Below are 25,812 nucleotides of genomic sequence, written 5' to 3'. Positions count from 1 at the left end.
AATGAAGCGAACCGTTCGATATACCGTCCTTGTTTTGATTGCTATTATAAATTCTTTAGTTATTACTACTTCTCTCTATGCTGTTCTGCCTTATAATGAACTTCATCAGTTGAATATGAGTAATGGCTTGGTAGATAACATCATTACTTGTATCTATCAAGATCAAGATCGTTTTATGTGGTTTGGATCCAGTAATGGGCTGAGTCGATATGACGGGAAGCAGATTCGCAATTTTAGTGTAGACAATGCGAGGATGTATGTTTCCGATATAAAAGAGACTTCTGATGATAAATTGTGGGTAATAGCTAATGAGTATTTATATTGTTTTGATCGACGGAAAGAGAAATTTGTTCTTCCGTCTTTTCAGGATGGAAAAAAGGCCATTTCTGTAAGTGCTATGGAAATAACGGGGGATTCACTTTTTTGGATAGTAAAAGGCGGACAATTGCAATGCTTGAAACGACATTATAAATTAGTGAAAGGTGACTTACAAATAGAGATGACCGTCGAAGCAGGCTATCCGTTTTTTTTAGATGAGGGGGAATCTTTTTCGAATTTATGTGCTTCACAAGACGGGCATTTCTTGTATTTGGTTACCGATAAGGGAAATTTGTTGTTCTTTGATAAGATTGCAGGTAAAGTGGTCCGGAAGTTCAAATACTCTATTAATCCTAGTGCTAATGCTACTACTATCATGAGTGAAGGGGAATATATTTGGGTTTCTTCTATAGTGGGTGGAGTAACTCGTCTGCATATTCCCACGGGAAAATCTGATTATTATCAGTATAATGAGGATGCCAGGTTGTCTTCTTTATCACATTCAGATGCGTATGGGGTGGTTGCGTTGGATAATGATTCTTACATTGCAGTAACCTGGAATGGATATACTCTGTTAGCTCCTGAAGAAAATGATCCTTCTAAGTTGTCGGCAACGCCTTATACGAATACCTCATTTTTGCAGTACCGGAATGTAGAGACAAGAATGATTTCTGTTTATTATGATAAAGAGGGAATACTATGGATCGGAACTAGAGGAGGAGGGATTGTCTATTTTGATTTTAGACAGCATTCTTATATGCAATATCACAGCAAAAAACATAATGAAATCTCTGCTCAGGTAGCTGACAAAGATGGTCGAATTTGGTTGGGCACTTACCATGAAGGAATTATGCGTAGTGACCAGCCTTATGCTAAATCGCGACCGCTGAACTTTTCTCCTGTGGGCAATCAAAAGGAAGTCCCGGTGTTTTGTGCAATCAAAGATTCATGTTCTAATTTATGGTTTGGAAATGCTTCCGGAAACTTGATTTGTTATGACTGGAGTTCCGATTCTTTCCATATATATCCGCTCAATCATTTAGGGAAAAAGGTAAACTCCTATATAGTGGCCTTAATGATTGACTCCCGTTATCGGTTTTGGGTATGCACTTCTGCCGGATTGTACTTATTTGATCATCAGACAGGTCATTTTGAATTATTCTCATTGCGTGAAGCCTTGAAAGAAGATGCAGAGCCATGGGTCACTGCTATTTGTGAAGATAAACAGCGGAATATCTGGATAGGGACAGCAAAAGGTATTGTACGATTATCACAGGTCAATGTTCGTCCATTAAAGATGGTTCATGGATATGAAGAAAAAGAAAATATAGGAGCTCGTGTAGTTAGTGCTTTACTGACTGGTACTGACGGAACTGTATATGTGGGTTATAAAAATGGATTTGGAATCATTCCTGTGGGCGAAGATAGGATAACGTCTTTTTATACAGTAAAAGATGGACTTTGTAATGATTGTATAGATTGTATAGTGGAAGATGAGAAGAAGCGTATTTGGTTGGGGAGTATATCCGGTATCTCAAGATATAGCCGACAACAACATGTCTTCTACAACTATTATATTTCTAGTAGCAATAAATCTGTGATGTTGTTTAAGAATACTTTATTTTGGGGAAATAACAAGAGCTTAACTTATTTTGAACCGGAAATACTGACATCTGCCACCATTGCCAGCAAAACTCTTTTAACTGGATTGGAAGTCGATAATAAGCAAATCAATATAGGTGAGAAGATAAAAGGGCAAGTTGTTTTGGACTCAAATATTGCATCAATTGACCATTTGGAACTGGTCAATGCAAACCGTGATTTCTCTCTCCTTTTCAATAATCTGGCTTTTTCGAAGGATCTGCAAAAATATAGCTATCGGTTATATCCATATCAAAAAGATTGGATTGTTTCTGAAGCGGGTAAGGTCTCGTTTACCAACTTGTCTGCCGGTTATTATATTTTTGAAGTCAAAACATTGTTCCCTAATAATACGGAAGGAGACGTTACTGCATTGCCGATAACAATCCTTCCACATTGGAGCCAGACCGTTTGGTTTCGTTTGCTTTTGATTTTCTCGGTTTTATTTTTGGTTGGTTATATTTTCTATAGTTTGTTGCGGCGGCAACGTCGTTTCAAAAAAATGATTCAATTGAAACATGAACTGACGATTGCAAATTTGGAGAGAAACGCAGAACGGCATATACGGGAAGAACGTGAGAATTTTTTTATGAATGCTGCTCATGAGTTAAGAACTCCTCTTACTTTGATACTTGCTCCTATACATGATATAATGAAGTCCATTACCCCATCGGATAATTGGTTTGATTCATTTAGCAGATTGCACAAGAATTGTCTTTCTCTACAGACACTGGTTGATCGTCTGCTATATGTACAGAAGATAGAGGGAGGCATGATAAAACTTCATTTGTCAGAATCGGATATAAAGGAGATTGTTAGCCGGGTGGCTAATCCTTTTCTGCAAATGGCTATGGTCAAGAAGCGGGAATTTTTGGTCCAGGTGGATACAGTGCCTTTGTATTTATGGGTGGATGTGGCGAAAATAGAATCAGCTGTTCAAAATTTGTTATCAAATGCCTTTAAATACACTTCTCAGAATGGACGTATTGAACTGGCTGTGTCAGAGGCGGAAATTGACGGAAGACCTTATTGCCTTGTAACAGTGTCTGATAATGGAGTTGGGATACCTGATGATTTGCAACAGCACGTGTTTGATTCGTTTGTAACAGGGAAACGTATCCCGCAATATTCCACGTCAATAGGTCTTGGATTACATATTGTAAAGCATACGATGGGGTTGCATCATGGATTTGTAACGTTGACCAGTCGTGTTGGAGAAGGCAGCCGATTCGTTCTGCACATTCCGATGGGGCTTTCTCATTTTGCGCCGGGGGAATATGAAATGGTACCTGATCCGATGAAGGGGGATTTGTTGGAAGAGTGTCCGGCAGAAGAACGTCCGATGGAAGAAGTAGTAGAAGAAAAGAATGAGACTATGGAAGAACCCGTTAACAGAGTGAAAAATAATAAGGAATTTTTGTTGATTATAGAGGACCACGATGAGATGAGAGAATATTTATGCAGTCTATTTAAAGAAGATTATAATGTTATTGAGGCTGGAAATGGAGAAGAAGGGGTGGCTATGGCTGATAAATATATACCTAAATTAATCATATCTGATATAATGATGCCTGTTAAAGATGGGTTTGAATGTAGTCGGGAGATTCGTGAAAATAAGCGGACTTTTCATATACCGGTTATCTTTTTAACAGCTAAAGCAGAGGATGCTGACCGGTTGAAAAGTTTACAAATAGGGGTAGATGACTATATAATGAAACCTTTTAATCCGGAGTTATTGAAAGAGAAGGTGAAAGCGTTGATAGAACAACGTGATCTGTTAAGAAAACTTTATGCGAAAACTCTTATGCTGGATGAAAAGGTACTGGAATCTTCAGAAGATGTTCAGGATGTTTTTATGCCTAAAATGCTTCAGATTATAGAAGAAAATTTATCAAACCGGAATTTTACAATAAAAGTGCTGACGGACAAATTGAATATGAGCCAGCCGACCCTTTATCGCAAGGTTAAGCAGAAAACTGGTTTGTCGATTATAGAGGTGATTCATGGAGTACGGATGAGTAAAGCTGCCTCTATTATCATGAGCGGGCGATATAGCAGTCTGACAGAAGTGGCGGAAATGGTAGGGTATGATTCGATGATTTCCTTCCGTAAGCAGTTCGTTGCACAGTTTGGGGTGCTTCCTTCCAAATATATGGAAGAGAAAATGAGGAAATAAGAAGCCGCGTTCCATGTTGGCGGCTTCTGGCTTGTCTGTTTGAATAGTTATTGTTAAAAACGGAAAGAGACATGGGCCATAACATTTGTACCCGCTTGCGCAGCGTATCCGGCAGAGTCTATTCTGTGATTCACATCCTTGTCGTAAGAACTGGATGCCCAACCGTTGTTCTCGTATTCTTCGTTGAAGAGGTTGTAGACGGTCACACCCATAGTTACTTCTTTCACCACTTTTCGGGGTTTGAATGTATAGGCCAGATTTAGGTTGCTCACGAAATACTTATCCAGAGTCAATGCTTCCACTTCTGCATTTGTCATATATTGCTTGCCGACAAATTGGGATTGAAGGGCTGCTTCGAATCCTTGATAGGTAAAAGCAAAACGGTTGTTCAGCAGGAAATCCGGTGAAAAGGCGATGCGAGTACTCTTATGAGAAACGCTTACGACGTCCAGTAAGTTCCAGCCATCGTAAATGGGAATGTTTTCTACAAAATTCTTGATACGGTTTTTGCTCCATGTCGCATTGATATCCCATTGGAACCATTTACAGGGCTTGATACCTAGCATCAGTTCGATTCCCATCCGGTAGCTGTCCGGAACGTTTTCTGTCAGGGCTTCACCGATATCGTTCAAAGCTCCGGTGAGGACAAGCTGGTCGGTATAATCCATGTAGTAGAAGTTGGCGCCTGCTGTCAGCCAATGATTGGCGAATGTGTATCCGGCTTCGTAGTCGAGCAGCTTTTCAGCTTTCGGATAACTGTCGGGATCGCCATCCGTATAATTATTTCTTGTCGGTTCTTTTTGAGCTACGGAGAAAGAAGCGTAGACACGGTGATTGGAGTTGATATTCCAGTTCAGTCCGACTTTCGGGTTGAAAAAGTCGAATTTCTTGTCTACGGCCAGCAGACGCAACGCACTTTTATTCCAGTCGTATTTGTCATTTGCTCCGTCGATGGTGTAGTCGATGTGCCGGTATTGCAGGTCGGCATAGGCACTTAGTCCTCCGGTAAGGTCGTAGCTTGCTTTCAGATAGATGTTACCGTCGGTTTTCTTCGATTGGTTGCGGTAGTATTCATGGGCGGGAGATAGTGCGCCGATGTAGTTCTTTACCCAAGTCACTTTCCCGAAGTTATTGCCCCGATATTGATTGATGCCTCCGCCCAAAGATGCCGTTAGTCGGTGGTTGGTATAATTGAGGGAGAAAACACCCCCGCCAAACTTATTATCCATTTTCTTCTGGCGGACCAGATCGCTTTCCGAAATTTCTTTTCCGTCTGTTGTAAAAGGTTTCAGACCGTATTCTACGAAAGATCTGTCTTCTTTATATTCCTCATAGTAGCCGTCACCTTTGGTGTAGTGCAGAGCTACGTTCAGATTCCATGCGGTGGAGAAAGTATGGTTGAAAAGGAGTTGATAATTCTTTTGCAGATAGTTATCCGTCTGGTCGGCATAATAATGTTTTTCATTATCGTCTCCGGTATATTCGCCGCAAGGGTTATACTGTCTTCCGTGTTCTTCCATTTCTGCTTTAGTAGCATATCCCCAGGCATGATACGTCTTTTCTTTTCCTGCGAATGCGATCAGTTTGACAGACGTATTTTCGGCGAAATATCCTCCTTGCAGATAGTAAGAGTTGAGATTGACGGAGGCACGGTCGATATATCCGTCCGTACCGATGTTGGAAAGTCGGGCATCGAATGTCCAGTGATTGTTCAGCAGTCCGGTTCCCACTTTTACAGTTTCCTTGTGGGTGTTGAAAGAACCATAGGAACCGTTGAACTCGGCATACGGTTTCATGGACGCGCCTTCGGTCTGCATATTGACACTGGCTCCGAAGGCACCGGCGCCGTTGGTCGATGTTCCTGCGCCACGTTGCACTTGCATATCCTTTACGGAAGAAGAGAAGTCGGGCATATTTACCCAGAACAGGTTGTGGCTTTCGGCATCGTTCATCGGGATGCCGTTTACAGTGATATTGATACGCGTGCCGTCAGTGCCTCGTACACGAAGAGTCGTATAGCCGATGCCCGATCCCGCATCCGATGTGGTCAGCGTGGAAGGAGTCATGCTCAGCAGGTAGGGAATATCCTGCCCGAAGTTCACTTTTTTAAGTTCGGCTTTGCCTATATTGGTAAATGCTACGGGAGTTTTTGCTGTAGCACGTGTGGATACTACCTGCACTTCTTGCAGGTTGATTACTTTCAGACTATCCTTTGCACTCGTTTGTGCATGGACAGGGAAGCCTGCGCCCAATAAGGCGACGGCCATCATCATCATTTTTTTCATCTTGCTTATTAATTAGTTCTCTACGCCGGCATTACCCGGTTCAGATTCTATGGGTATGTTCTCAGCCCGTCATGTTAAGGCACCCCTACTTAGTGAATCGTTGGCAAAATTACTGCTTTTGCGGGAGGAAAGCAAAAAAAACTTTTAGATTTGCTAAAAACAATATAACTTTGTAGTTTGTTGAAATATGACAAGTCAGCTATTTATTCATTTTAATATAATTATCAAATTATGCTACTATTATTTCAAGCGACAGCAACACAGCTTGCGGATTCTACACAAATCGTCGCAGATAAATTAATGGAAGAAGCGATAGCCAATGCGGACGGATTGGATAAGCTTTCTCTGATCACCCAGCAATTGGTAGATTTCGGTATCCGTGCCGGAGAACGCATCCTGATTGCAACCCTTGTCTTCATTGTCGGACGCTTCCTCATCTCGATGCTCAACCGATTTGTCGGACGTCTGATGGACAGGAGAAAGGTGGATATAAGCATCAAGACTTTTGTGAAGAGTCTGGTAAATATTCTGCTGACCATTCTGTTGATTATCTCCGTAGTCGGTGCTCTGGGAGTCGAAACAACTTCTTTTGCAGCCCTGTTGGCTTCTGCCGGTGTGGCTGTCGGTATGGCGTTGTCCGGTAACTTGCAGAACTTTGCCGGCGGACTGATCGTATTGCTTTTCAAGCCTTATAAGGTAGGAGATTGGATTGAAAGTCAGGGAGTTTCCGGAACGGTCAAGGAAATACAGATATTTCACACCATTCTGACTACCGGAGATAATAAAGTGATTTATATACCGAACGGTGCAATGAGCAGCGGAGTGGTGACAAACTATAATACACAGACAACGCGCCGTGTAGAATGGATTGTTGGCGTGGATTATGGAGAAGATTATAATAAGGTACAGCAGATTGTCCGTGATATACTGACGGCCGACAATCGTATTCTGACTGATCCCGCCCCGTTTATTGCCCTTCATGCGCTGGATGCCAGCAGTGTGAATGTGGTAGCCCGTGTGTGGGTGAATACGGCAGATTACTGGGGAGTTTATTTTGATATAAACAAGACTATTTATGAAACCTTTAATGAAAAAGGCATCAACTTCCCGTTCCCGCAACTTACCGTGCATCAGGGAAACTGATCACTATAAGATATATACTAAAACGAGAGAGTTTCACTTCGGTGAGACTCTCTCGTTTTATATGAACAAATTGTCTGGTGTGATTGGAAAATTTCTTTTTTATTTGATGCCAAAGTCTTCTGCAAATTCATATCGGTCTTCTTTGATCCCCAGTACATGGTTGATTTTCCTTCTTTTTTCAAGGTCCTTAAAGTAGCTTTCTACTACCTGATAGAGATCAAAATTACTGGTTGATCCTGCGGCAAGATCGAGTGACTCCACCATTTTCTCTACTGCCTGGTGGATTTTCCCTGCGTCTATCAGATGCAGTTCGTTGCTGTGTATTAAATATTTCTCCATAACTGCAATGTTTTAATGTTATATTGTTATAACGTATCATAGTGATGGAAAGTTCAATCCCCGAATCTTCATTGCGTCTTGTTGTCAATCACATTTTAACAGACAAATAGGTTAGAATCTAATGTCAGATTTTGGCGAGTGCCTGTTCCAGATCGGCTATCAGGTCATTGATATGTTCCGTTCCGATGGATAGACGTACAGTGCCCGGATAAATCTCCTGTTCTGCAAGTTCCTGCGCATTAAGTTGCGAGTGTGTGGTACTTGCCGGATGGATGACTAGTGATTTCACGTCAGCTACATTGGCCAGCAACGAGAAAATCTCCAGACTGTCGATGAAGCGGTGTGCTTCTTCCTGTCCTCCTTTTACTTCAAACGTAAAGATGGAGCCTGCACCATTCGGGAAATAGCGTTGATAGAGTGCATGATCCGGATGATCGGAGAGTGACGGATGATTGACTTTCTTCACCTTCGGATGATTATTCAGGAAGTTCACCACTTTTAGCGCGTTTTCTACATGACGTTCTACACGCAAAGAAAGTGTTTCCAGCCCTTGCAGCAGGATGAAGGCATTGAACGGACTGATCGTTGCTCCCGTATCCCGTAGCAAAGTGGCACGAATGCGGGTGACGTAAGCAGCCGGACCGGCAGCGTCTACAAAGCGTACTCCGTGGTAACTCGGATCGGGCTCTGTCAACTGTGGGAATTTACCCGAAGCTACCCAGTCGAATTTACCGGAGTCAACGATTACTCCTCCCAAGGAACTGCCATGACCACCAATGAATTTGGTTGCGGAGTGCACTACAATGTCTGCTCCGTGTTCGATGGGGCGGATTAAGTAGGGAGTGCCGAATGTATTGTCTATAATTAATGGAATTTTGTGACGGTGAGCAATTTCGGATACCGCTTCTATGTCTATAATATTGGAATTCGGGTTTCCGAGTGTTTCGATAAATACGGCTTTGGTGTTCTCCTGAATCGCTTTCTCAAAGTTGGAAAGGTCGCTCGGATCAACGAAAGTGGTGGTAACGCCATAATTGGGCAAAGTATGTGCCAGTAAGTTATAGCTTCCTCCGTAAATTGTTTTGGCAGCTACGATGTGGTCGCCTGCACGAGTAATGTTTTCGAAAGCATAAGTAATAGCGGCGGCACCGGAGGCAACTGCCAGACCTGCTACGCCTCCTTCGAGGACGGCTACACGTTCTTCAAAAACTCCTTGGGTGGAGTTGGTCAGGCGGCCGTAGATATTGCCCGGATCTTGCAAACCGAAACGTGCGGCTGCATGAGCGGAATTGTGGAATACATAAGAAGTGGTCTGATAAATAGGTACTGCGCGTGCGTCTGTTGCCGGATCTGCTTGTTCCTGTCCTACATGAACCTGTAATGTCTCAAAGTGTAAATTCTTTCTTTCCATAATCGTATGCTTTTTAAGTTTGATATTCTCTCTTTATTTTCTTGCAAAGTTATGGGATGCAGATATATCGAACAATATATAGTAGAAATATAGAAAATAATGCTATTTTTGTATCGTTATACAGAATAAAGCAACTGCTTTATTCTTAAAAATCACCTGTTAGAAGAATATTTTTCTTATGGATACTTTTGAGAAATTAGATAAAGTGGATTTGCAGATACTCCGTACTTTGCAAGAGAATGCGCGGTTGACGACCAAAGAGTTGGCTGCGCGGGTCAGTCTTTCATCGACTCCTGTTTTCGAGCGCCTTAAACGTTTGGAGAGTGGGGGATATATAAAGAAGTATATCGCTGTGCTGGATGCCGAAAAGCTGAATCAGGGTTTTGTGGTCTTTTGCAGTGTCAAGCTAAGGCGGCTGAACAGGGACATTGCGGCTGAGTTTACCCGAATCATACAGGACATTCCCGAAGTGACCGAATGTTATAATATATCGGGCAGTTACGATTACTTGCTGAAGATCCATGCTCCTAATATGAAATATTATCAGGAGTTCATTCTGAATGTGTTGGGAACCATCGATAGCCTGGGTTCGCTGGAAAGTACGTTTGTGATGGCGGAAGTGAAGCACCGATATGGAATACATATTTAGTGGGAAGATTGATGTATTTCCTATTTTTGCGACTCTTTGTTTTCGGCTCAGGTTTCCGGTGGATTGCCGATAATGTCTCTGTATAAGCTGCCGTCATGGTCCTTGTATTTTGCGTATTGGTAGAGGCGGACCAGTATATCACTGTAATCAAGAATGGCTGTATTTGATTTCTGTGATAAATTGGTGCCCAAGATACCACTGCCTATGATACCGGGATTGTATAATACGGTGTCTTGTCTGATAGAGTTCATTATCAGTTCTGCACAAATATAGTCTTTAATCCTTGCCTCTTCTAGTCGGGTCGTGATGTATGAGTTCAGATGGCTTTTGTCATGTTGAGTCATAAAGCCGTACCATAATAAACACTTCATTCCTAAATGGGTAGCTTCTATTAATATATCCAGATAGGTTAGTCCCGATGTTCCTTTCTTATCTATCTCATAAGGATCGATATGAATGAAAGAATCTTTGGGGAGTGATGGCAGTAACTTCATGACCCCTTCGAGAGAATCAGTATTATATAGGTGGACGGATGTCTGTAGTTCCGCTTGCTTCGCATAGCGTTCCACATTATCCAAAGCACTCTTTTCTATATCGAAGAATAGAAATTTTTGTGCCTGTCTTCCTAATACCTCCATTGCTAAAGCCGGAGAACCTAAATAGTACCCTCTCTGCATTTCTGCATTTTCTATCTTATAGTAAATGGAGTCTTTTAGAACTTGATTGTCTTCCTCTACCGCTTTTTCTAAGAAATAGTAAATGCCATATTGCTGTTCCGAAGTCTGCTGCATCGGGTAGATGGCACAGGCAGAATTTGTTTCTACATAGACTTGTGGATGCTCGTTCCGAAGAACTTCGCAAAGTATCAGATGTTTCAGTACATCAGGCTGTTTGCCGAAATGAGTATAAGTTACCATGATACTAAAGGTTTATAGTGACAGTATAAATGCTATACAGCAAATATACGGGATAATTTTTAGATCCTTGCATCTGATTTCCAAAATTATCCTGTACATTTGTTATGTGATATGAACCTTATTTTTTTAACGCAATGAAATGGCAACGTTGTAAATAGCTTCGCTCTATATGGATGATGGACAATGGTGAAATCTGTTGTTCGAGTCTTATGTGGCTAAACAGGTCACCCGATATTTTATTATTTTATTTCAGAAACCTTATAAAGAAGCAATTACAATGAATACAAATATTTATCCGCGTACCAATGACCTTCAGACTGTCTATTTGAATGCTGTTATCAATAATCCTCATATAAAGGTTGGTGACTACACCATATACAATGATTTTGTAAATGATCCTGTTCAGTTTGAGAAGAACAATGTTTTATATCATTATCCTGTCAATGGAGACCGGCTGATCATAGGGAAATTCTGTTCGATAGCCTGTGGAGCTAAGTTTCTTTTCAACAGCGCGAATCATACGTTGAATTCTTTGTCGAATTATCCGTTTCCTATATTTTTTGAGGAGTGGCAGTTGGATAAGGGAAATATCACTTCGGCATGGGATAATAAAGGGGATATAGTGATTGGAAACGATGTATGGATTGGTTATGAGGCTGTTGTCATGGCGGGCGTACATATCGGTGACGGAGCGATTATTGCGTCGAGGGCAGTAGTCACCAAAGATGTACCTCCTTATACGATAGTAGGCGGGACCCCTGCGAAGAAAATCCGGATGCGTTTTGACGAAGATACGATTGCGCAATTGCAGGAATTGAAATGGTGGGACTGGAGTACTGATGAGATAGCTCATTATTTGCCTCATATCATGAATGGGGATATGGAGGAACTTATGAAATAAAAAGTATCATAGCGACATAGAATGGAAGCTCCAATAAAATCTATGTTTCATAGATCCTATTGGAGCTTCCTTTTTATAATCTTTCTTTTAGATACTTATTGATACATCTCCGGTCCCAATTTATCCCTCGCTTGACAATTTTGGCCGGTATACCTGCAATGATTACATTCGGCTCATTAAATTCTTTTGTTACGATGCTTCCCCAACCAACGATACTGTTGTCCGCTATCTTCACATTCTTGCCAATCTTGCTATCTTTCCCTATCCATACATGCTTGCCGATTTCTATGCACTTGGCAAAATTGATCGGTTCACCCTTTAAATCTGTTATTGTATGTGCATCAGTACACCATATATCAATTCCCCAGCTTAACTGACTGTCATCTCCAATACTAACATATGAGTCATCTTCCTGCAAATACAATGTAACCCCATTGATTACAACACGGTTTCCGATGTCTATCCGGCAATTGTTGGCTGTTCTTGAAACACCGGCACCCAGTCCCGGCAGCTGTCCGATGATTAGTTTCAATCCTGTCATACCTAATATGGTAGAATATCGTAGGATGATTGTTCCCATATTTACGATATTATTATCTCCTTTTACGATTAGCAGAAATCCGTTGCTAAGCAGCAATTCTTCCGCACTTTCTTCAGTGTCGAAATACATTGAGATACGATTGTTGTTTCCTGTGATTGTGATGTTGGCCTGATTAATAATCTTATTGAATTTGTCATTCTGAGAAGAAGTGCAATCAATTCTGTTATGTGGGAATATTAATGTAAATTCGTTGTTCTGTCCGGTAATATTTTCCATTTCATTCTAAGTTTTATAGTTTATATTCGTACCTTTTTGATACGACTTTCCACAAAGATACGAAAAGGAATAGTCAAAGATTCATTAGGTGGTTCTTTTTCTTTGTTTGTATTCTTATGGAGATTTCCATATCTTTTCTGTGCTGCTTTGATTTACTCCGTTGCCCGATATTCGTTCGTTCCTGCACCGTTATGAACTAGTTCCGAGTTTACGTAGATTTACTTTTTATGTTTAATGGATGTAAGATTAATGCTGCAATGTTTTATTCGTCTGACAGTTGTTTCTTTTTCGTCTGACAGTTGTTAGACGAAAGAATAACAGTTGTCAGACGAAAGTTCAACAGTTGTCAGACGAATAAGGTTATATAAACCGAGCATTAGATGATTGCATACAGCAAATTAATTTTAAGAGAGACTGGGATTAGTTCGTTACGATGCGTTTCAGTGAGTTGTTATTTACCGTTTGAAATATTTATTTCTCTCTGTGATTACATATTTCCGCTTTATTTCTCTATTTTATAAAAGTAAAAATATTCATTCTTTTGTTGGGCGCTTTTTATAGTCAAAACGTATTCAAATTAGAGTGTTTAATAAATTTCAATATCAAATTTAAAATCAAAGAATATGAATTATCCAAAAGCGATACTTCTTTCATTGGCGTTATTGGCTATGCATTCGCTTAACGCAGAGGTAGTCACATACCCTGCTGGGGTCGGGGTGAAAACCTTAAACGATTTTTCTGTGGAAGTGCGTCAGGGTAGCGGACCGTGGTTGCCCGTTGACGTTTATCCTGTTAAAGTTGATAGGGTTGATGAAAAAGGGCATAACGTGGAGGTTGCCTCCATTGCTTATTTCGATTTTGACGGAATGGTAGATGTGCGAGTAATCAGCAACAAAGAGAGAGTCAATAGTGCGAGAGTACGTCCTTTAAGCTATAAGATAACACCGGATTGTGTTGGAGACACAGTGACATTCTCACTTTCGCGTCCTCGCAATCTCTCAGTAGAGGTCAATGGAGATATTTTTCACAATCTTCATCTTTTTGCGAATCCGATTGATAAATTTCGTCCTTCCGATAAAGAAATCCAAAGGGCTCTCAAGAAAAAAAAAGGGTCCAATTTGATTTATTTTGGTCCCGGTGTGCATAATCTTCCTAATGATACTCTATTTGTCCCCTCAGGAACTACTGTTTATATCGATGGGGGAGCTCGTGTTTATGGCAATATATTCACGGAAGGAGCACATGATGTGAATATTTTCGGGAGAGGCGAGGTACACCCTGATGGCAGGGGAGCCGGTGTTTGGGTCAGACGTTCTAAAAATGTCAGGATAGACGGAATTGTGGTTTCGCAACTCCCCATAGGACAATGCGATTCGGTAGAGTTGACGAATGTGAAATCAATCAGCTATTATGGTTGGGGCGACGGAATGGATGTTTTCTCAAGCAGTAACGTGATATTAGATGGGGTTTTCTGTCGTAATAGTGATGACTGTGCCGCAGTTTATGCTTCTACGCAAGGATTTAAAGGGGGAAGCAATAATGTATTGGTGAAAAATGCGACACTTTGGGCTGATGTGGCTCATCCAATCAATATCGGAGGACATGGAGATCCGAACGGCATGGATACGGTGCAGAACGTCACTTTTAGGAATATCGACATTCTTGATCAGGCAGAAAAACAGATTGATTATCAGGGATGTCTGGCTATAAATCCAGGCGACAATACATTGGTGCGTAATATTACGTTCGAGAATATTCGGATTGAAGATTTTCGTAACGGACAGCTTGTGAATTTCAGAATCAGTTTCAATCCGAAGTATTGTGTCTCTACCGGCAGAGGTATTCAGAATGTGCTTGTTAAGGATGTTACTTACAATGGATCGGGTGAAAACTTGTCGATCATTGCAGGGTATGATGAGAATCACAAGATATCTGGTATCAGGTTTGTGAATCTTGTGGTCAATGGGCGAAAGATTACAGACGACATGCCTGGGAAGCCGAAATGGTATAAAACCGGAGATATGGCTGGTATCTTTGTTGGAGAACATGTAGAAAATCTCTCTTTTGAATAGAAACGAAGCAGGCAGAATGTTAGAAATGGCGCCACATGCCAAAAACTGTCATGCGGTCAGAAGGAAAGATTATACTTCAATTTTTATCACAATATAGATAAAAATTGAAGTTTTTTATCTATGTTGCAGCCGATTTTAGAAAAAGAAGTTTGGAATGAACAATAAATACGAAGAACGGCTGGGAACAGAACGTATGTTACCGCTTGTTTTCAAGATGGCACTCCCGGCAGTGGCTGCACAATTTGTCAATCTGCTTTATAGCATTGTGGACCGTATATACATCGGGCATATTCCGGGAATTGGCACCGATGCGCTGGCGGGTGTAGGGGTGACTACCTCTCTCATTATACTGATTTCTTCTTTTTCGGCAATTGTCGGCGGCGGTGGTGCTCCGTTGGCTGCCATTGCACTCGGACAGGGCGACCGTGTACGAGCCGGAAAGATATTGGGAAACGGGTTTGTTCTGCTGATATTGTTTACTTTGCTGACTTCTGTCATTGCATATACTTTTATGGAACCTATTCTCCTCTTTACAGGAGCTTCGGAAAACACCTTGGAATATGCGGTTGACTACCTTTCCATTTATCTTTTGGGAACGATATTTGTCGAAATATCCACAGGGTTGAATAGCTTTATCAATGCTCAGGGACGTCCTGCCATTGCCATGTTTTCAGTTCTGATCGGAGCCTTATTGAACATCATTCTTGATCCTATTTTTATTTTTTGGTTTGACATGGGCGTGAAAGGTGCTGCTTTGGCTACGGTACTTTCCCAAGCATGCAGTGCGGTGTGGGTGGTAAGTTTCCTCTTTTCCCGACGTGCCTCTCTACCTTTGGAGAAACGATATATGGGACTGGACCGGAAGATTATCCTTTCCATATTAGCTTTAGGAGTATCCCCCTTCATTATGGCAAGTACGGAAAGTCTGGTTGGGTTTGTCCTCAATAGCAGTCTGAAGGAATTTGGAGATATCTACATCAGCGCATTGACGATTCTGCAAAGTTCGATGCAGTTTGCCAGTGTACCGCTGACCGGATTTGCGCAAGGATTCGTTCCGATTATAAGTTATAACTTCGGGCATGGTGACAAGCAGCGTGTGAAAGATTGCTTCCGTATTGTGCTGGTAACCATGTTTTCCTTCAATTTGATATTGATGCTTTTCATGATTCTCTTCCCTTCGACGGTTGCCTCTGCTTTCACCAGTGATGAAAGACTGATAGAAACTGTACGTTGGACAATGCCCGTTTTCTTGGGTGGCATGACCATCTTCGGCTTGCAACGTGCCTGTCAGAATATGTTCGTTGCATTGGGACAGGCCCGAATCTCTATCTTCATTGCTCTGTTGCGTAAAGCTATCCTGTTGATTCCGCTGGCGTTAATTTTGCCGAACTTTATGGGAGTAACCGGAGTGTATGCAGCTGAGGCTATATCTGATGCGACTGCGGCCATCTGTTGCACGTTATTGTTCTTTTGGCAGTTCCCTAAAATTCTGGGAAGGATTAAAGGGAATACTTTGCGTGTGGAGTAATCGTTTCTTTGTAATTTATTTTTTTACTTCACAGATATGCATGGCATTACGGTTGTATTCTGACTGTTATCTCTCTCTTTATCTCATTTCCTGTGCGTAAATGTTGATTTATCCGGATATCTGTACCTGTTAATATATAGAAAAGTGTGTCTGTTTGCCAGGCGATGGTACCGGCTATCCTCTGATATAGGATTTCTCTTTTCATTCTTATTCTGTATCCGGCAAAGATACAAAAAGGATGTTTGTATCCTGGCAGGAGGTAAAAGGTGAATCTAAACCGGATATTTTTCAATTGTGTGAGTAACTGTGGAAGTCGGGCTTTTGGTAAGAAGCAGTTGTAGCCTGCGAATGGGCGTATCGTTCTCGTAGAAATTAATGAGATATTCGATTTTGTTACGAAGCATCGTTCTGCAAAGCCTCGTACAGCTTACCGGTATGCACTGGAGAAAATGCCTAAAGATATGAGAGCGGAAGCTATGAAAAAATAGCTTCCTTTTCCTTCCTTTACTCTGCTTTTCTGTTTGGTTTTCGCTTAATAAGCAGAAGCCGTTCCATATCATTGAATAGTTTTGTGTCTTTTAATTCAAACATGATCCATTTGCCGTCGTGGAAAGTGGTAGCTGCATCATAGATCATCTGTACCTCGTTTGAAAACTGTCCCCGCTGAATTTCAAATTTGGCACGTTCATCTTTTCCTAAGATAACCATAAATCCCAGAGTCTTTTCCTTCGCATATAAAGCACAGAGGGTTTTACCGCCTTTGCGGTATTTGTATTCATACGTCCACGCTTTGCCGCCACGGTTCCAAAGTAGCTCCATTTCGTAGCTCTTCTCGATGCGCTGGCAGAGTGAGTTCCATACATCATAAAGGTCTGTTCCTATCAGATTCTCTATATCTTCGGAGGTCGGTATTTGAAAAGGTTCTTTCATGGTATTTGCTGTTTTATCATATATGCCGCAAAGATAGGATGATCTTTTAGTAAATCGTTGTCCAATATAGGCATCCTGGGTTATAATTATTAGAAGAAGTTCCATTTTCATCTACATTTCAGTCTTTTTTTTAATTTTTATTGCACTTTTTCAAATATAGCAATGAGATTCTAGAACTAAGATGTAAAGACATATTCCATACTTCACCTCAATTATAATTTTAAAATTCAATCTATTTGTTGAGAAAAATAAAATATGCTGAAGAACGTTATTGTGTGTTTTGTAAAAGACAGTATATCAAACAGTTATAAATTCCTATTTTTGGTTTAAAACCAACAGGTCGTTCCTTTAAAACCAACGCCCCATTTCTTTAAAACCAAGAGGGCATTTCTCGGTGAGAAATGGAGGATTGGTTAGAAACTAGATATAAATTTAGGATAAATATTTAAATATTTCAAATAGGTCATTTGTTTTTGTAAGTAAGGTGATGTAGTAATTTGTTGTATTGAGGCAGGAAAAATGATAATTGCTTTAGCACAAAATAAATAGATTCCAAAGATTTTACTTACATTTGTTTCTATAAATAAAATGTAAGTGAAAAACATGAGAAAACAACTATTAGTATCACTCCTTTGCTGCCTTCTTGTTTCGGCTGCGTCATTGGCTCAAAGCTGGAAACCTTATGAACAGGCTGCGAAGGGGAAGACTTACGAAGCATCCGATTGTGTGACACTGTTGGATAGTACATCGGTATCTGTCCAGCCTACAGGACAAGGGTCGTTTGCTGTATGCAAAGTGATAAAGGTACAGACTCCGAGGGGAGCAGTGGATAATCGGGTGATTAAATACGATTATGACCCTTTGACTGCTTATGCCGAATTTAAACGTGTAACCATCCATCATGCCAATGGAAAAGTAGATGAACTTGATGTCAGGAAAACCTGTGATTATGCTGCTCCTGCGCGTGCTATTTATTGGGGCGCAAGACAAATCATGATTGAAGTGGGCGCCTTGCAGCCGGGTGATATTGTGGATTACGAAATAGCCAAGAAAGGCTTTACCTATGCGTTGCTTGCAGCCGGTAATGAAGATGAATCACGCTTTATTCCGCCTATGCGCGGACAGTTTTATGATATTGTTCCTTTTTGGAGCAGTACTCCTACTGTACGTAAAGTTTATGTAGTAAGCATTCCGATGGAGAAGGAACTTCAGTTTCAGTTCTATCAGGGTGAGTGCGCATCATCCATGCGTTATGAAGACGGTCGCAAGAAATATAGCTTTGCGATGGATGATATGATGCCTTTCGTTAAAGAGCCAAACATGGTAGACCTTTTCGATGCAGCTCCCAAACTGATGATGTCTTCCACTCCCCAGTGGAAAGACAAGTCGTTGTGGTTCAATAAAGTGAATGAAGATTATGGTAGTTTTGATCCATTGCCCGAAGCACAGAAAAAAGTGGATGAACTGATAAAAGGCAAGAAGACCGAAATGGAAAAAATAGCTGTGTTGACTCATTGGGTGGCAGATAACATTCGCTATTCCGGCATCTCGATGGGAAAAGGAGAAGGATTTACACTTCATAATACTAAAATGAATTATACTGATCGTTGCGGAGTCTGCAAAGATATAGCAGGTACACTGATTTCGTTCTTGCGCATGGCTGGTTTCGAAGCCTATCCTGCCATGACGATGGCAGGCAGTCGGGTAGAAAGTATTCCTGCCGACCATTTTAATCATTGTGTGGCAGTGGTGAAACTGAGCAATGGAACATATATGCCTCTTGATCCGACATGGGTTCCTTTCTGCCGCGAGTTATGGAGCAGTGCCGAACAGCAGCAGAACTATCTGCCGGGTGTACCCGAAGGTTCTGATTTGTGTATCACTCCGGTTTCGGCTCCCGAAAACCATTATGTACGTATCAAAGCCGACAACCGCTTGGAAGCAGATGGTACACTACGCGGTACTTTTACCCTTACAGCCGAAGGACAGAGTGACAGCAATATCCGTCGCATCTTTACCACCGGCTTTCAGAGCGAATGGAAAAGCACGATGGAACGTCAGCTGTTGGCCATCTCTCCCAAAGCCAGATTGTTGAGCGTAGACTATGGAAAAAATCCCAAAGACTATCAGGCTGCACCTATTAAAATCACTTTTCGTTATGAAATACCCGATTATGCCTTGAAAGGAGAGGGCGAGATGTTTTTCCGTCCGATGGTGATGAATAACCTTTATAATCAGGTACGTTCTTATATGTGGATCGATACTTCGGTAGAAAACCGCAAGTATGGTTTCAAAGATGCTTGTTCCCGTTTGGTCGAACTGGATGAAACGGTTCAGCTTCCGGCAGGATACAAGCTGGTGAGTGCGGTCAAGGATGAAACCATGCAAGGAGTGGGAGCCGATTTTGAAGGTTCGTTGGTACAGAAAGGAAATAAAGTGTTGCTCCACAATCGATTGGCTTTGAAGAAGCGTGTTTATGAGGCTTCTGATTGGGAAAGTTTCCGCAATGCTGTGAATGCCCACAAGGCGTATGGTGAATATTTGGTGATTAAAAAGTAGAGCAGAATGAAAAATACATATTATTATATAGTTACGCTGGCGATGTTGATTCTGGCATTTCCGGTGAAAGCGGCATCCGAAGCTGAATTTGGGAAATTGAGCAAGGCTTATACGTTACACGCTGACGGCAGTCAGGAAATGCGTGTGCAAAAAGAGCTGACTTTGTTTACTCATGCAGCGATGAACCGTGTGTATGGAGAGAGTTTTATCATTTACAATCCGGAGTTTCAGACACTGAAGATACACGATTCTTATACTCGTCAGAAAGACGGTACTATTGTGAAGACTCCCGAAAATGCCTTCGTTGAGGTGCTTCCTACCGTAGCGGCAGATGCTCCGGCTTATAATGGTCTGAAAGAGATGGTAGTCGTTCATACGGGACTGGAATTGGGAGCTACCATTTATCTGGACTACTCCGTCGTTACCCGTCCGGGATATTTGCCCGAACTGGATGTGTGCGAGCAGGTGGAAGAGCTTTCCCCAATCAGGGAATATGTGTTTTCGCTGTCAGTGCCCGAAAGCAAACCTCTGCATTATGAATGGTTGAATGGAAAAGCTGCTCCGGTGGTGAAAACTGCGGATGGCATGAAAACAGTGACCTGGACACTGAAAAATGTGCAACCGCGTTCTTATTCACTTGAAGTTTCTTTGCCGGCAGGTAATGTACAGGCTGTTGTGGCGTCCACTTATGCTTCAAAGGCTGATGCACTGAAAGTGATAAAACAACAACTGGAAAGTAATGGAAAGGATGTTTCCGAATTAGCACAGAAGCTGACTGCCAGTGCACAAACCACAGAACAAAAGAAGGAGTTACTCACTGCTTATGTAGAAGGATTAGGAAATTGCCGTCTGACCTTGTCGCAAACCGGATACCGTTTGCGTCCGGTCTCCGAAGTGATCCGTTCGGCATACGGAACTGAAGCGGAGAAGGCTGCTTTGCTGGTTGCCTTGCAACAGGCGGTAGGCATCCGTGCGGAGATAAAAGCGGCTTTTCCTAAAACAGAAGATAAAGATGCGGCCGGACTTGCCGCTGTCAGCGGATTGTTTGTGACCAATAAGGGGATTGCTGATATACAGAATTTTGTTTCTGTAGTTGATCTGAATGCTCAGCCGATAATTTTAGAGCAGGTTTCTCATGTTGTTTCACGAACTGATACCTTGCGGGTGAGCGATAAAACCGGAAAGGCATTGGCTGATGGTTATCGGAAATTCGACTTACCGCAGGCTCGCGGTGGATGGGCAAGTTATGATGGACGTGTGACAGCTCTGAATACAACTCGTCCTGTTAACCTGCTTTTGCGGTATTTGCCTGATGAGGCTTATACCTATATCATAAAGATTGATGAAGGAATGAAACCAGTGGTTGTGCCGACTAACAAAAAGATTGAAAATGCTGTCGGCATCATGGAAGTTACAGTGAAAAAGGCGGAGGATAAGATAGAGATAATCCGTACCTTGAAACTGAAAAAACAATTGATAACTCCGGCTGAATATCCGGCTTATTATCGCTTGATGGCGGAATGGATGGATACCAATGGCAATAGCCTGTTGTTTCAGACTGCGAAGTAAATCTGACAAGCATATTGTTCATTTTGAAATAGTGGTAACATACAATATGTTGACTTTTATGGCTAATTATGTCGGAAAGGCCGGAGATTTAAGATACAATGATCCAATCTGCTGAAAGGACAGAGATAAGAAAATATAAATCTTCTTATCTCTGTCCTTTACTATATCATATAGCAAACAGGCTGCTAAATCAGTTCGTGAATTTCTTGAATATGGAGATTCAGATGATCTAAATATCCTTCTATCATTTCTTTTAAAGTGATTTTTGTCCCTTCGAAGTCACACCAGTAACTATCAAGCTTTGTTTGATCTACCGACTTTATTACCTGAATGATATGTAGATTAAAGAATTTCCATAACTGAATCAGATTATTCCAGTCCGTATGCTGATAATCCTGCAAGGCTATCCACAGATCATTATCCTGCCGATAATCAGGAAAGAAAAGCTGGTCCTTACTGTATTGCAACCTGATCATCCGTTGATGATTGTTTGAGGCGGAATCAATCAAATGTCCGAGAATTTGTTTGATAGTACGATTCTGCCTGTTACGTTTTTGTGTGATTGTCTCTTCCGGCAGGCTGGTTAATACTTTTTCTTCTGTCTCTATAACATTATAAATCCCTTCTGTTATTGGGGAAAAATCAAACTTTGGCATAATTCCTCTCTTTCTGTTTTAAAGTTTCTTTTGCACAACTGAGCAATAATGCAAATATAGACAAATGAATGAAATATATGTGGAATTACATTTTATAAAAGCAAACTTGTTTGTTATTCTGATTGTTAGGATAACATCTTTTCCATATAACCTTTATATTTGCATGATATTAGAACTAACAATTATATAAAAAAGATATGAGAACAGTATTGGCAGCATTAGGAGTTTTGTGTTTCATGGGAAGTTGTTCGTCAGGTATGACAAGTTCAAAAGGCATTGTTTGTGATGCGACCATGAATACAGTGGCGATTGTTACAGACAAGAATGATACTCTTTCATTCAGTACGATGAATGCGAATAAAGAAGAAGTCGATGGCTTGCTTCTGAATGATACTCTGGAAGTATTCTATGCCGGTAAATATACACCGGGGATGCAAGCTTCAAAATTAGTCCAGTATCCGCAATCTCCCAAACTTGGAGGTGATCGGGATGAACACGGTTGTATCGGCTCTGCCGGATATGTGTGGTGTGAAGTGCAGCAAGACTGCATCCGGTTGTTTGAAAAAGGTATCCGGACGGAAGCTGTTGATGGAAGCACTGCTTCTGCTTTCATTGTGTTCAGCCCCGATTCCACACGACTGGAACTTTTCTTCTCTGATGATCAACCGAATGAGATTTTGGAGAGACGTGGCTTACCTTCAGGAGGCTATGCATGGAATGTGGAAGATGATGATACGAAAAATGTACGTTTCGTAGATGGTGTATGGACAATCAGCCAGAGAAATAAGCTGATTTATAGCCAGAAAGCCGGAAACTGACCGCAAACGACCGATTGCCCGGCAGGTGGTTTATGTTGTAATACTTCTGGTAGTCAATTTGGAATAGACATTTTCAGCGTACTGTCTGCCTATGGGAATCGTTGCAGAACATCCTTTCAATGTTATTTCCCGTTTCGAGAATCGTTCTATTTTATTGATAGATACAATGTAAGAGCGATGTGTACGCAAAAAACGATCTTTAGGAAGCATTTTCTGTATAGCTTTCAAACTGGTACGGGATAGTATATAGTTACCGCTTGTACGGAATATTTTTGTATAATTCTCCATCGCTTCGATATAAAGGATATCGGATGTGGTAACGGATATGTTATTGTATTCTTGCTTTATAATGATATTTTCCGGTACTTTGTTGCGCTTCGCTTCTATAAAGCGAAGTGCTTTTTCTACTGCTTTCTCAAATCGTTCATAGGCAAAAGGTTTATGCAGAAAATCTACTGCATCAAGTTCAAAACCATTCAGAGCATATTGTGCATGAGCTGTTGTGAAAATCAAGCAACTTTCGGGAGGCAGCGCATGAGCGATGTCCAGCCCGCTGGTGCTATTCATTTCAATATCCAGAAAAACCAGATCCGGTTTGCACCGGCCAATCTCTTGCAGTCCGATAAGCGGTTCGCTGAAAGCTGTCAGTTCCAGTCCACCTTTTCGTTCGCAGAACTGTCTGATAATGAGCAATGCGATGGGTTCGTCGTCAATAGCGATACAACTAATCTTTTTCATCATAACTGAATACTGAGCCGGATTTTAAACTGGCGGTTTTCTTCTTTCATAATCAGGGTAAAACGGTTGGGATAGAGTAATTCCAAGCGTTTGCGACAGTTTTCTATGCCGATGGCATGAGGGTTAGCATGATTTTCTTTCATAACCGTATTTTCGGTTTCAAAGAGAAGTTCTCCCTTTTTCACTGTGATACGGATAAGAATCAGGCAGTCTACATCCGATGAAACCCCGTATTTGAAAGTATTCTCAACGAAAGTAATGAGAATCATCGGAGGAATCTTCGCGTGTTCGTCATCTATTTGGGTTTCAAATACCACTTGTGTATGCTTGTTTAATCGCAGTGACTGCAAATCGACGTATTGACGGATATATTCTACTTCATTATTTATGGAAATTGTTTCCATAGTGGTCTGAGCATACATATATTTCAGAATATTGGAAAACTTGATGAAAGCGGATTCCGTTTTATTTGATTTGGTTAGTACCAGCCCGTAAAGAGCATTCAGTGTGTTAAAGAGAAAATGCGGGTTGATCTGTGCCTTGTAGAGTGCAAGTTCTGCCCTGTTTTTCTCCGCTTCAATTTCCTGTCTGGATAGTATCTGACGAAAAAGTTCGAAAATCAGTTCGATAGAAAGGCTGAAGCCTGTAACTACAAGAAAGAAAAACCATACGGTTTGCGACCGCAGGTGTTGCCGGGCTTTATGGATTAAAGGGTCTAGCTTATTTGGTTCCGGTGGGTAAGGGAATTGGGTAAGTAGCAGGGTGATAATGACAAGTATTCCCATTAGTAGAAGGATATGTCCGAATTTCCGTTGCATGAAGAGCCTTGGCAGTCTGGCTTTGCGGTAAACGAAGTATAGGCCGTAAAGATAGACAATGAGTGTCAGCATAAAAACAGTGTGATGTACAATCCATCTGTCCACCGGTACCAGCATGATGATAGGCGGCATTATGACCAGGCAGAACAGCAGGTCAATATAAATAGGGATATTGGTTCGTTTCATATTCTCCTTACTATGGATTTAACTCCCGGAAGTATATTTTGTCACTTCTTTGCAAAGATAGAAGATTGTTTTGAAAACCCAATCATTCTTCTTTTGTCGTTCGTCATCACATTTTTGCTGTTCGTCACTACATCTTTATTTTATTGTTTGATAATTCCTAGATTTGGTCAATCGCATTGATTACTGAATGAACTGCTTATGAATCATTAACAATCATTTTAAATAAAGTCACAATGAAACAACTAATCATTTTTGTCGTGCTTTGCTTGCCGCTGCTATACTCCTGCGGAGTTCCGCAACAGCAGGAAACAGACACTACGTACAAGACGCTTACCATCAAATCCGGCGATCAGATCCTGAAAACCGGTTATACAGCTACTCTTCGAGGACGGCAGAATGTTGAAATCCGTCCGCAGGTAAGTGGAATTATCACCGAAATATGTATTAATGAAGGTGATGCTGTCCATAAGGGACAGACACTTTTCATTATTGACCAGATCCCCTATAAAGCTGCATTACAAACTGCGATTGCCAATGTTAAGAGTGCAGAGGCTAAACTTGCTACGGCTAAGTTGACCGCAGATAGTAAAGCCGAACTTTACAAAGAACAGGTAGTATCTGAGTTTGACCTGCAAACAGCCCGGAACGAACAGATTGCTGCTGAAGCTGCATTGGCACAGGCGAAAGCACAGGAGGTCAATGCACGCAATGATCTCTCTTATACTGAAGTGAAAAGTCCGGTGGACGGGGTAGCCAGTATGATTCCTTATCGTGTAGGGGCGTTGGTGAACAGTAGTATCACCGAACCGTTGGTTACTGTTTCGGATGATAGCGAGGTATATGCTTATTTTTCGATGACAGAAAACCAGATTCTTGATTTTGTACAGCAGTATGGTTCACTGAAAAAGGCGATAGAACATCTGGATAAGGTAGAATTGACAATGAGTAACGGAAAGACTTATTCCTCTTTAGGAAAAGTGGATGCTATCAGTGGTACGATAGATGAGGGGACAGGAGCGATCAGCCTGCGTGCCGTTTTCTCTAATCCTGATCAGTTTTTGCGTAATGGTGGAAGTGGTACGGTAGTTGTCCCGACGGTAAAGAAGCAGTGCATCATCATTCCCCAGGCAGCTACTTATGAATTACAGAATCGTATATTTGTTTACAAGGTGGTCGACAGTAAAGCACAGTCTGCTCCTGTAGAGGTCTTCCGGTTGAATAACGGCACGGAGTATGTTGTTGAGGACGGACTTGCACCAGGCGACGTAATCATAGCCGAGGGTGCCGGACTAGTACGTGAGGGAACAGTAATCAAGAGTGAGCCGACTAAAGAATAACATG

20 protein-coding genes and 1 riboswitch are annotated in these 25,812 nt (G+C 41.5%); of the genes, 10 read left to right on the top strand and 10 right to left on the bottom strand.

The features are described 5' to 3' along the window. The first annotated feature begins 1 nt into the window (after nt 1). Nucleotides 2-4,135, top strand: a complete 4,134-nt coding sequence (locus tag DW640_RS15955) for a hybrid sensor histidine kinase/response regulator transcription factor (protein ID WP_117578683.1) — start codon at nt 2-4, stop codon at nt 4,133-4,135. A gap of 53 nt (nt 4,136-4,188) precedes the next feature. On the opposite strand, the gene DW640_RS15950 is transcribed toward DW640_RS15955, so the two are convergent. Beyond that, nucleotides 4,189-6,420, bottom strand: coding sequence for a TonB-dependent receptor (locus DW640_RS15950; protein ID WP_117578681.1), 2,232 nt, complete (start codon nt 6,418-6,420; stop codon nt 4,189-4,191). Then, a riboswitch (TPP riboswitch) is annotated at nt 6,421-6,517 on the bottom strand. A gap of 134 nt (nt 6,518-6,651) precedes the next feature. Here DW640_RS15950 and DW640_RS15945 point away from each other — a divergent pair. Continuing rightward, nucleotides 6,652-7,563, top strand: coding sequence for a mechanosensitive ion channel family protein (locus DW640_RS15945; protein WP_011108275.1), 912 nt, complete (start codon nt 6,652-6,654; stop codon nt 7,561-7,563). 99 nt (nt 7,564-7,662) lie between these two features. On the opposite strand, the gene DW640_RS15940 is transcribed toward DW640_RS15945, so the two are convergent. Both DW640_RS15940 and DW640_RS15935 read right to left on the bottom strand, forming a co-directional pair. Next, on the bottom strand, nt 7,663-7,902 hold the full coding sequence (locus tag DW640_RS15940; protein WP_008763772.1) for a hypothetical protein: 240 nt from the start codon (nt 7,900-7,902) through the stop codon (nt 7,663-7,665). Between the two features lie 124 nt (nt 7,903-8,026). Further along, a complete protein-coding gene (locus DW640_RS15935) occupies nt 8,027-9,313 on the bottom strand; it encodes an O-acetylhomoserine aminocarboxypropyltransferase/cysteine synthase family protein (RefSeq protein WP_008763773.1) in 1,287 nt (428 codons plus the stop codon). 178 nt (nt 9,314-9,491) lie between these two features. Between DW640_RS15935 and DW640_RS15930 the strand changes: the two genes are divergently transcribed. Next, nucleotides 9,492-9,962, top strand: coding sequence for an Lrp/AsnC family transcriptional regulator (locus DW640_RS15930; protein ID WP_008763774.1), 471 nt, complete (start codon nt 9,492-9,494; stop codon nt 9,960-9,962). A 47-nt stretch (nt 9,963-10,009) separates the two neighbouring features. Here DW640_RS15930 and DW640_RS15925 read toward each other — a convergent pair whose 3' ends face one another. Further along, the gene (locus tag DW640_RS15925; RefSeq protein ID WP_117578679.1) at nt 10,010-10,879 is read right to left on the bottom strand and encodes a 23S rRNA (adenine(2030)-N(6))-methyltransferase RlmJ; all 870 of its coding nucleotides are present in this window, start codon (nt 10,877-10,879) and stop codon (nt 10,010-10,012) included. Nucleotides 10,880-11,156: 277 nt separating this feature from the next. Here DW640_RS15925 and DW640_RS15920 point away from each other — a divergent pair, with 277 nt between their 5' ends. Beyond that, nucleotides 11,157-11,780, top strand: coding sequence for a CatB-related O-acetyltransferase (locus tag DW640_RS15920; RefSeq protein ID WP_008764064.1), 624 nt, complete (start codon nt 11,157-11,159; stop codon nt 11,778-11,780). A 73-nt stretch (nt 11,781-11,853) separates the two neighbouring features. On the opposite strand, the gene DW640_RS15915 is transcribed toward DW640_RS15920, so the two are convergent. Next, nucleotides 11,854-12,597, bottom strand: a complete 744-nt coding sequence (locus DW640_RS15915; RefSeq protein ID WP_008764063.1) for an acyltransferase — start codon at nt 12,595-12,597, stop codon at nt 11,854-11,856. Nucleotides 12,598-13,220: 623 nt separating this feature from the next. Here DW640_RS15915 and DW640_RS15910 point away from each other — a divergent pair. Beyond that, nucleotides 13,221-14,669 carry a glycosyl hydrolase family 28 protein gene (locus tag DW640_RS15910; RefSeq protein WP_055300689.1) on the top strand — a complete coding sequence of 483 codons (1,449 nt, stop codon included), beginning with the start codon at nt 13,221-13,223 and terminating at the stop codon, nt 14,667-14,669. A gap of 154 nt (nt 14,670-14,823) precedes the next feature. After that, the gene (locus DW640_RS15905; protein ID WP_054959726.1) at nt 14,824-16,197 is read left to right on the top strand and encodes an MATE family efflux transporter; all 1,374 of its coding nucleotides are present in this window, start codon (nt 14,824-14,826) and stop codon (nt 16,195-16,197) included. Nucleotides 16,198-16,243: 46 nt separating this feature from the next. Here DW640_RS15905 and DW640_RS24015 read toward each other — a convergent pair whose 3' ends face one another. Together DW640_RS24015 and DW640_RS15895 are read right to left on the bottom strand one after the other, a co-directional pair. Beyond that, entirely contained in the window at nt 16,244-16,402 is a 159-nt protein-coding gene (locus DW640_RS24015; protein ID WP_155249858.1) for a hypothetical protein, read from the bottom strand. A gap of 299 nt (nt 16,403-16,701) precedes the next feature. Continuing rightward, nucleotides 16,702-17,127: a DUF3788 domain-containing protein gene (locus DW640_RS15895; RefSeq protein WP_074859670.1), complete on the bottom strand. Its 426-nt coding sequence runs from the start codon at nt 17,125-17,127 to the stop codon at nt 16,702-16,704. Nucleotides 17,128-17,730: 603 nt separating this feature from the next. On the opposite strand from DW640_RS15895, the gene DW640_RS15885 reads away from it, so the two are divergent. Together DW640_RS15885 and DW640_RS15880 are read left to right on the top strand one after the other, a co-directional pair. Next, complete coding sequence (locus DW640_RS15885; protein ID WP_117578677.1) at nt 17,731-19,686, top strand: DUF3857 and transglutaminase domain-containing protein; 1,956 nt, start codon at nt 17,731-17,733, stop codon at nt 19,684-19,686. Between the two features lie 6 nt (nt 19,687-19,692). Further along, nucleotides 19,693-21,255 (top strand): DUF3857 domain-containing protein, encoded by a 1,563-nt coding sequence (locus DW640_RS15880; RefSeq protein WP_117578675.1) that lies wholly within the window; start codon nt 19,693-19,695, stop codon nt 21,253-21,255. Between the two features lie 185 nt (nt 21,256-21,440). Here the strand turns inward: DW640_RS15880 and DW640_RS15875 are convergent, their stop codons facing one another. Then, nucleotides 21,441-21,911 (bottom strand): DinB family protein, encoded by a 471-nt coding sequence (locus DW640_RS15875; protein ID WP_016268780.1) that lies wholly within the window; start codon nt 21,909-21,911, stop codon nt 21,441-21,443. Nucleotides 21,912-22,108: 197 nt separating this feature from the next. Between DW640_RS15875 and DW640_RS15870 the strand changes: the two genes are divergently transcribed. Then, nucleotides 22,109-22,729: a hypothetical protein gene (locus DW640_RS15870; RefSeq protein ID WP_054959552.1), complete on the top strand. Its 621-nt coding sequence runs from the start codon at nt 22,109-22,111 to the stop codon at nt 22,727-22,729. 30 nt (nt 22,730-22,759) lie between these two features. Here the strand turns inward: DW640_RS15870 and DW640_RS15865 are convergent, their stop codons facing one another. After that, on the bottom strand, nt 22,760-23,470 hold the full coding sequence (locus DW640_RS15865) for a LytTR family DNA-binding domain-containing protein (RefSeq protein WP_022471375.1): 711 nt from the start codon (nt 23,468-23,470) through the stop codon (nt 22,760-22,762). Then, a complete protein-coding gene (locus tag DW640_RS15860; RefSeq protein WP_117578674.1) occupies nt 23,467-24,471 on the bottom strand; it encodes a sensor histidine kinase in 1,005 nt (334 codons plus the stop codon). Before DW640_RS15860 ends, DW640_RS15865 begins: the two co-directional genes overlap by 4 nt. Nucleotides 24,472-24,704: 233 nt before the next feature. On the opposite strand from DW640_RS15860, the gene DW640_RS15855 reads away from it, so the two are divergent. Then, nucleotides 24,705-25,808, top strand: a complete 1,104-nt coding sequence (locus DW640_RS15855) for an efflux RND transporter periplasmic adaptor subunit (RefSeq protein ID WP_117578672.1) — start codon at nt 24,705-24,707, stop codon at nt 25,806-25,808. Nucleotides 25,809-25,812: the final 4 nt, after the last annotated feature.

Origin of the sequence: Bacteroides sp. AM23-12, from assembly GCF_003434395.1 — a bacterium.
Classification (GTDB): Bacteria; Bacteroidota; Bacteroidia; order Bacteroidales; family Bacteroidaceae; genus Bacteroides; species Bacteroides thetaiotaomicron.
The sequence above is the reverse complement of the archived record's forward strand: the minus strand, read 5'-3'. Positions and strand labels throughout refer to the sequence as shown.

Bases quoted from the DNA above. Each gene is read 5' to 3' on its own strand.
- DW640_RS15895 (WP_074859670.1), bottom strand. From the start codon at position 17,127: ATGAAAGAACCTTTTCAAATACCGACCTCCGAAGATATAGAGAATCTG.
- DW640_RS15885 (WP_117578677.1), top strand. From the start codon at position 17,731: ATGAGAAAACAACTATTAGTATCACTCCTTTGCTGCCTTCTTGTTTCG.
- DW640_RS15935 (WP_008763773.1), bottom strand. From the start codon at position 9,313: ATGGAAAGAAAGAATTTACACTTTGAGACATTACAGGTTCATGTAGGA.
- DW640_RS24015 (WP_155249858.1), bottom strand. From the start codon at position 16,402: ATGAAAAGAGAAATCCTATATCAGAGGATAGCCGGTACCATCGCCTGG.
- DW640_RS15860 (WP_117578674.1), bottom strand. From the start codon at position 24,471: ATGAAACGAACCAATATCCCTATTTATATTGACCTGCTGTTCTGCCTG.
- DW640_RS15945 (WP_011108275.1), top strand. From the start codon at position 6,652: ATGCTACTATTATTTCAAGCGACAGCAACACAGCTTGCGGATTCTACA.
- DW640_RS15855 (WP_117578672.1), top strand. From the start codon at position 24,705: ATGAAACAACTAATCATTTTTGTCGTGCTTTGCTTGCCGCTGCTATAC.
- DW640_RS15950 (WP_117578681.1), bottom strand. From the start codon at position 6,420: ATGAAAAAAATGATGATGATGGCCGTCGCCTTATTGGGCGCAGGCTTC.
- DW640_RS15920 (WP_008764064.1), top strand. From the start codon at position 11,157: ATGAATACAAATATTTATCCGCGTACCAATGACCTTCAGACTGTCTAT.
- DW640_RS15865 (WP_022471375.1), bottom strand. From the start codon at position 23,470: ATGATGAAAAAGATTAGTTGTATCGCTATTGACGACGAACCCATCGCA.
- DW640_RS15910 (WP_055300689.1), top strand. From the start codon at position 13,221: ATGAATTATCCAAAAGCGATACTTCTTTCATTGGCGTTATTGGCTATG.
- DW640_RS15955 (WP_117578683.1), top strand. From the start codon at position 2: ATGAAGCGAACCGTTCGATATACCGTCCTTGTTTTGATTGCTATTATA.
- DW640_RS15880 (WP_117578675.1), top strand. From the start codon at position 19,693: ATGAAAAATACATATTATTATATAGTTACGCTGGCGATGTTGATTCTG.
- DW640_RS15940 (WP_008763772.1), bottom strand. From the start codon at position 7,902: ATGGAGAAATATTTAATACACAGCAACGAACTGCATCTGATAGACGCA.
- DW640_RS15930 (WP_008763774.1), top strand. From the start codon at position 9,492: ATGGATACTTTTGAGAAATTAGATAAAGTGGATTTGCAGATACTCCGT.
- DW640_RS15870 (WP_054959552.1), top strand. From the start codon at position 22,109: ATGAGAACAGTATTGGCAGCATTAGGAGTTTTGTGTTTCATGGGAAGT.
- DW640_RS15905 (WP_054959726.1), top strand. From the start codon at position 14,824: ATGAACAATAAATACGAAGAACGGCTGGGAACAGAACGTATGTTACCG.
- DW640_RS15925 (WP_117578679.1), bottom strand. From the start codon at position 10,879: ATGGTAACTTATACTCATTTCGGCAAACAGCCTGATGTACTGAAACAT.
- DW640_RS15875 (WP_016268780.1), bottom strand. From the start codon at position 21,911: ATGCCAAAGTTTGATTTTTCCCCAATAACAGAAGGGATTTATAATGTT.
- DW640_RS15915 (WP_008764063.1), bottom strand. From the start codon at position 12,597: ATGGAAAATATTACCGGACAGAACAACGAATTTACATTAATATTCCCA.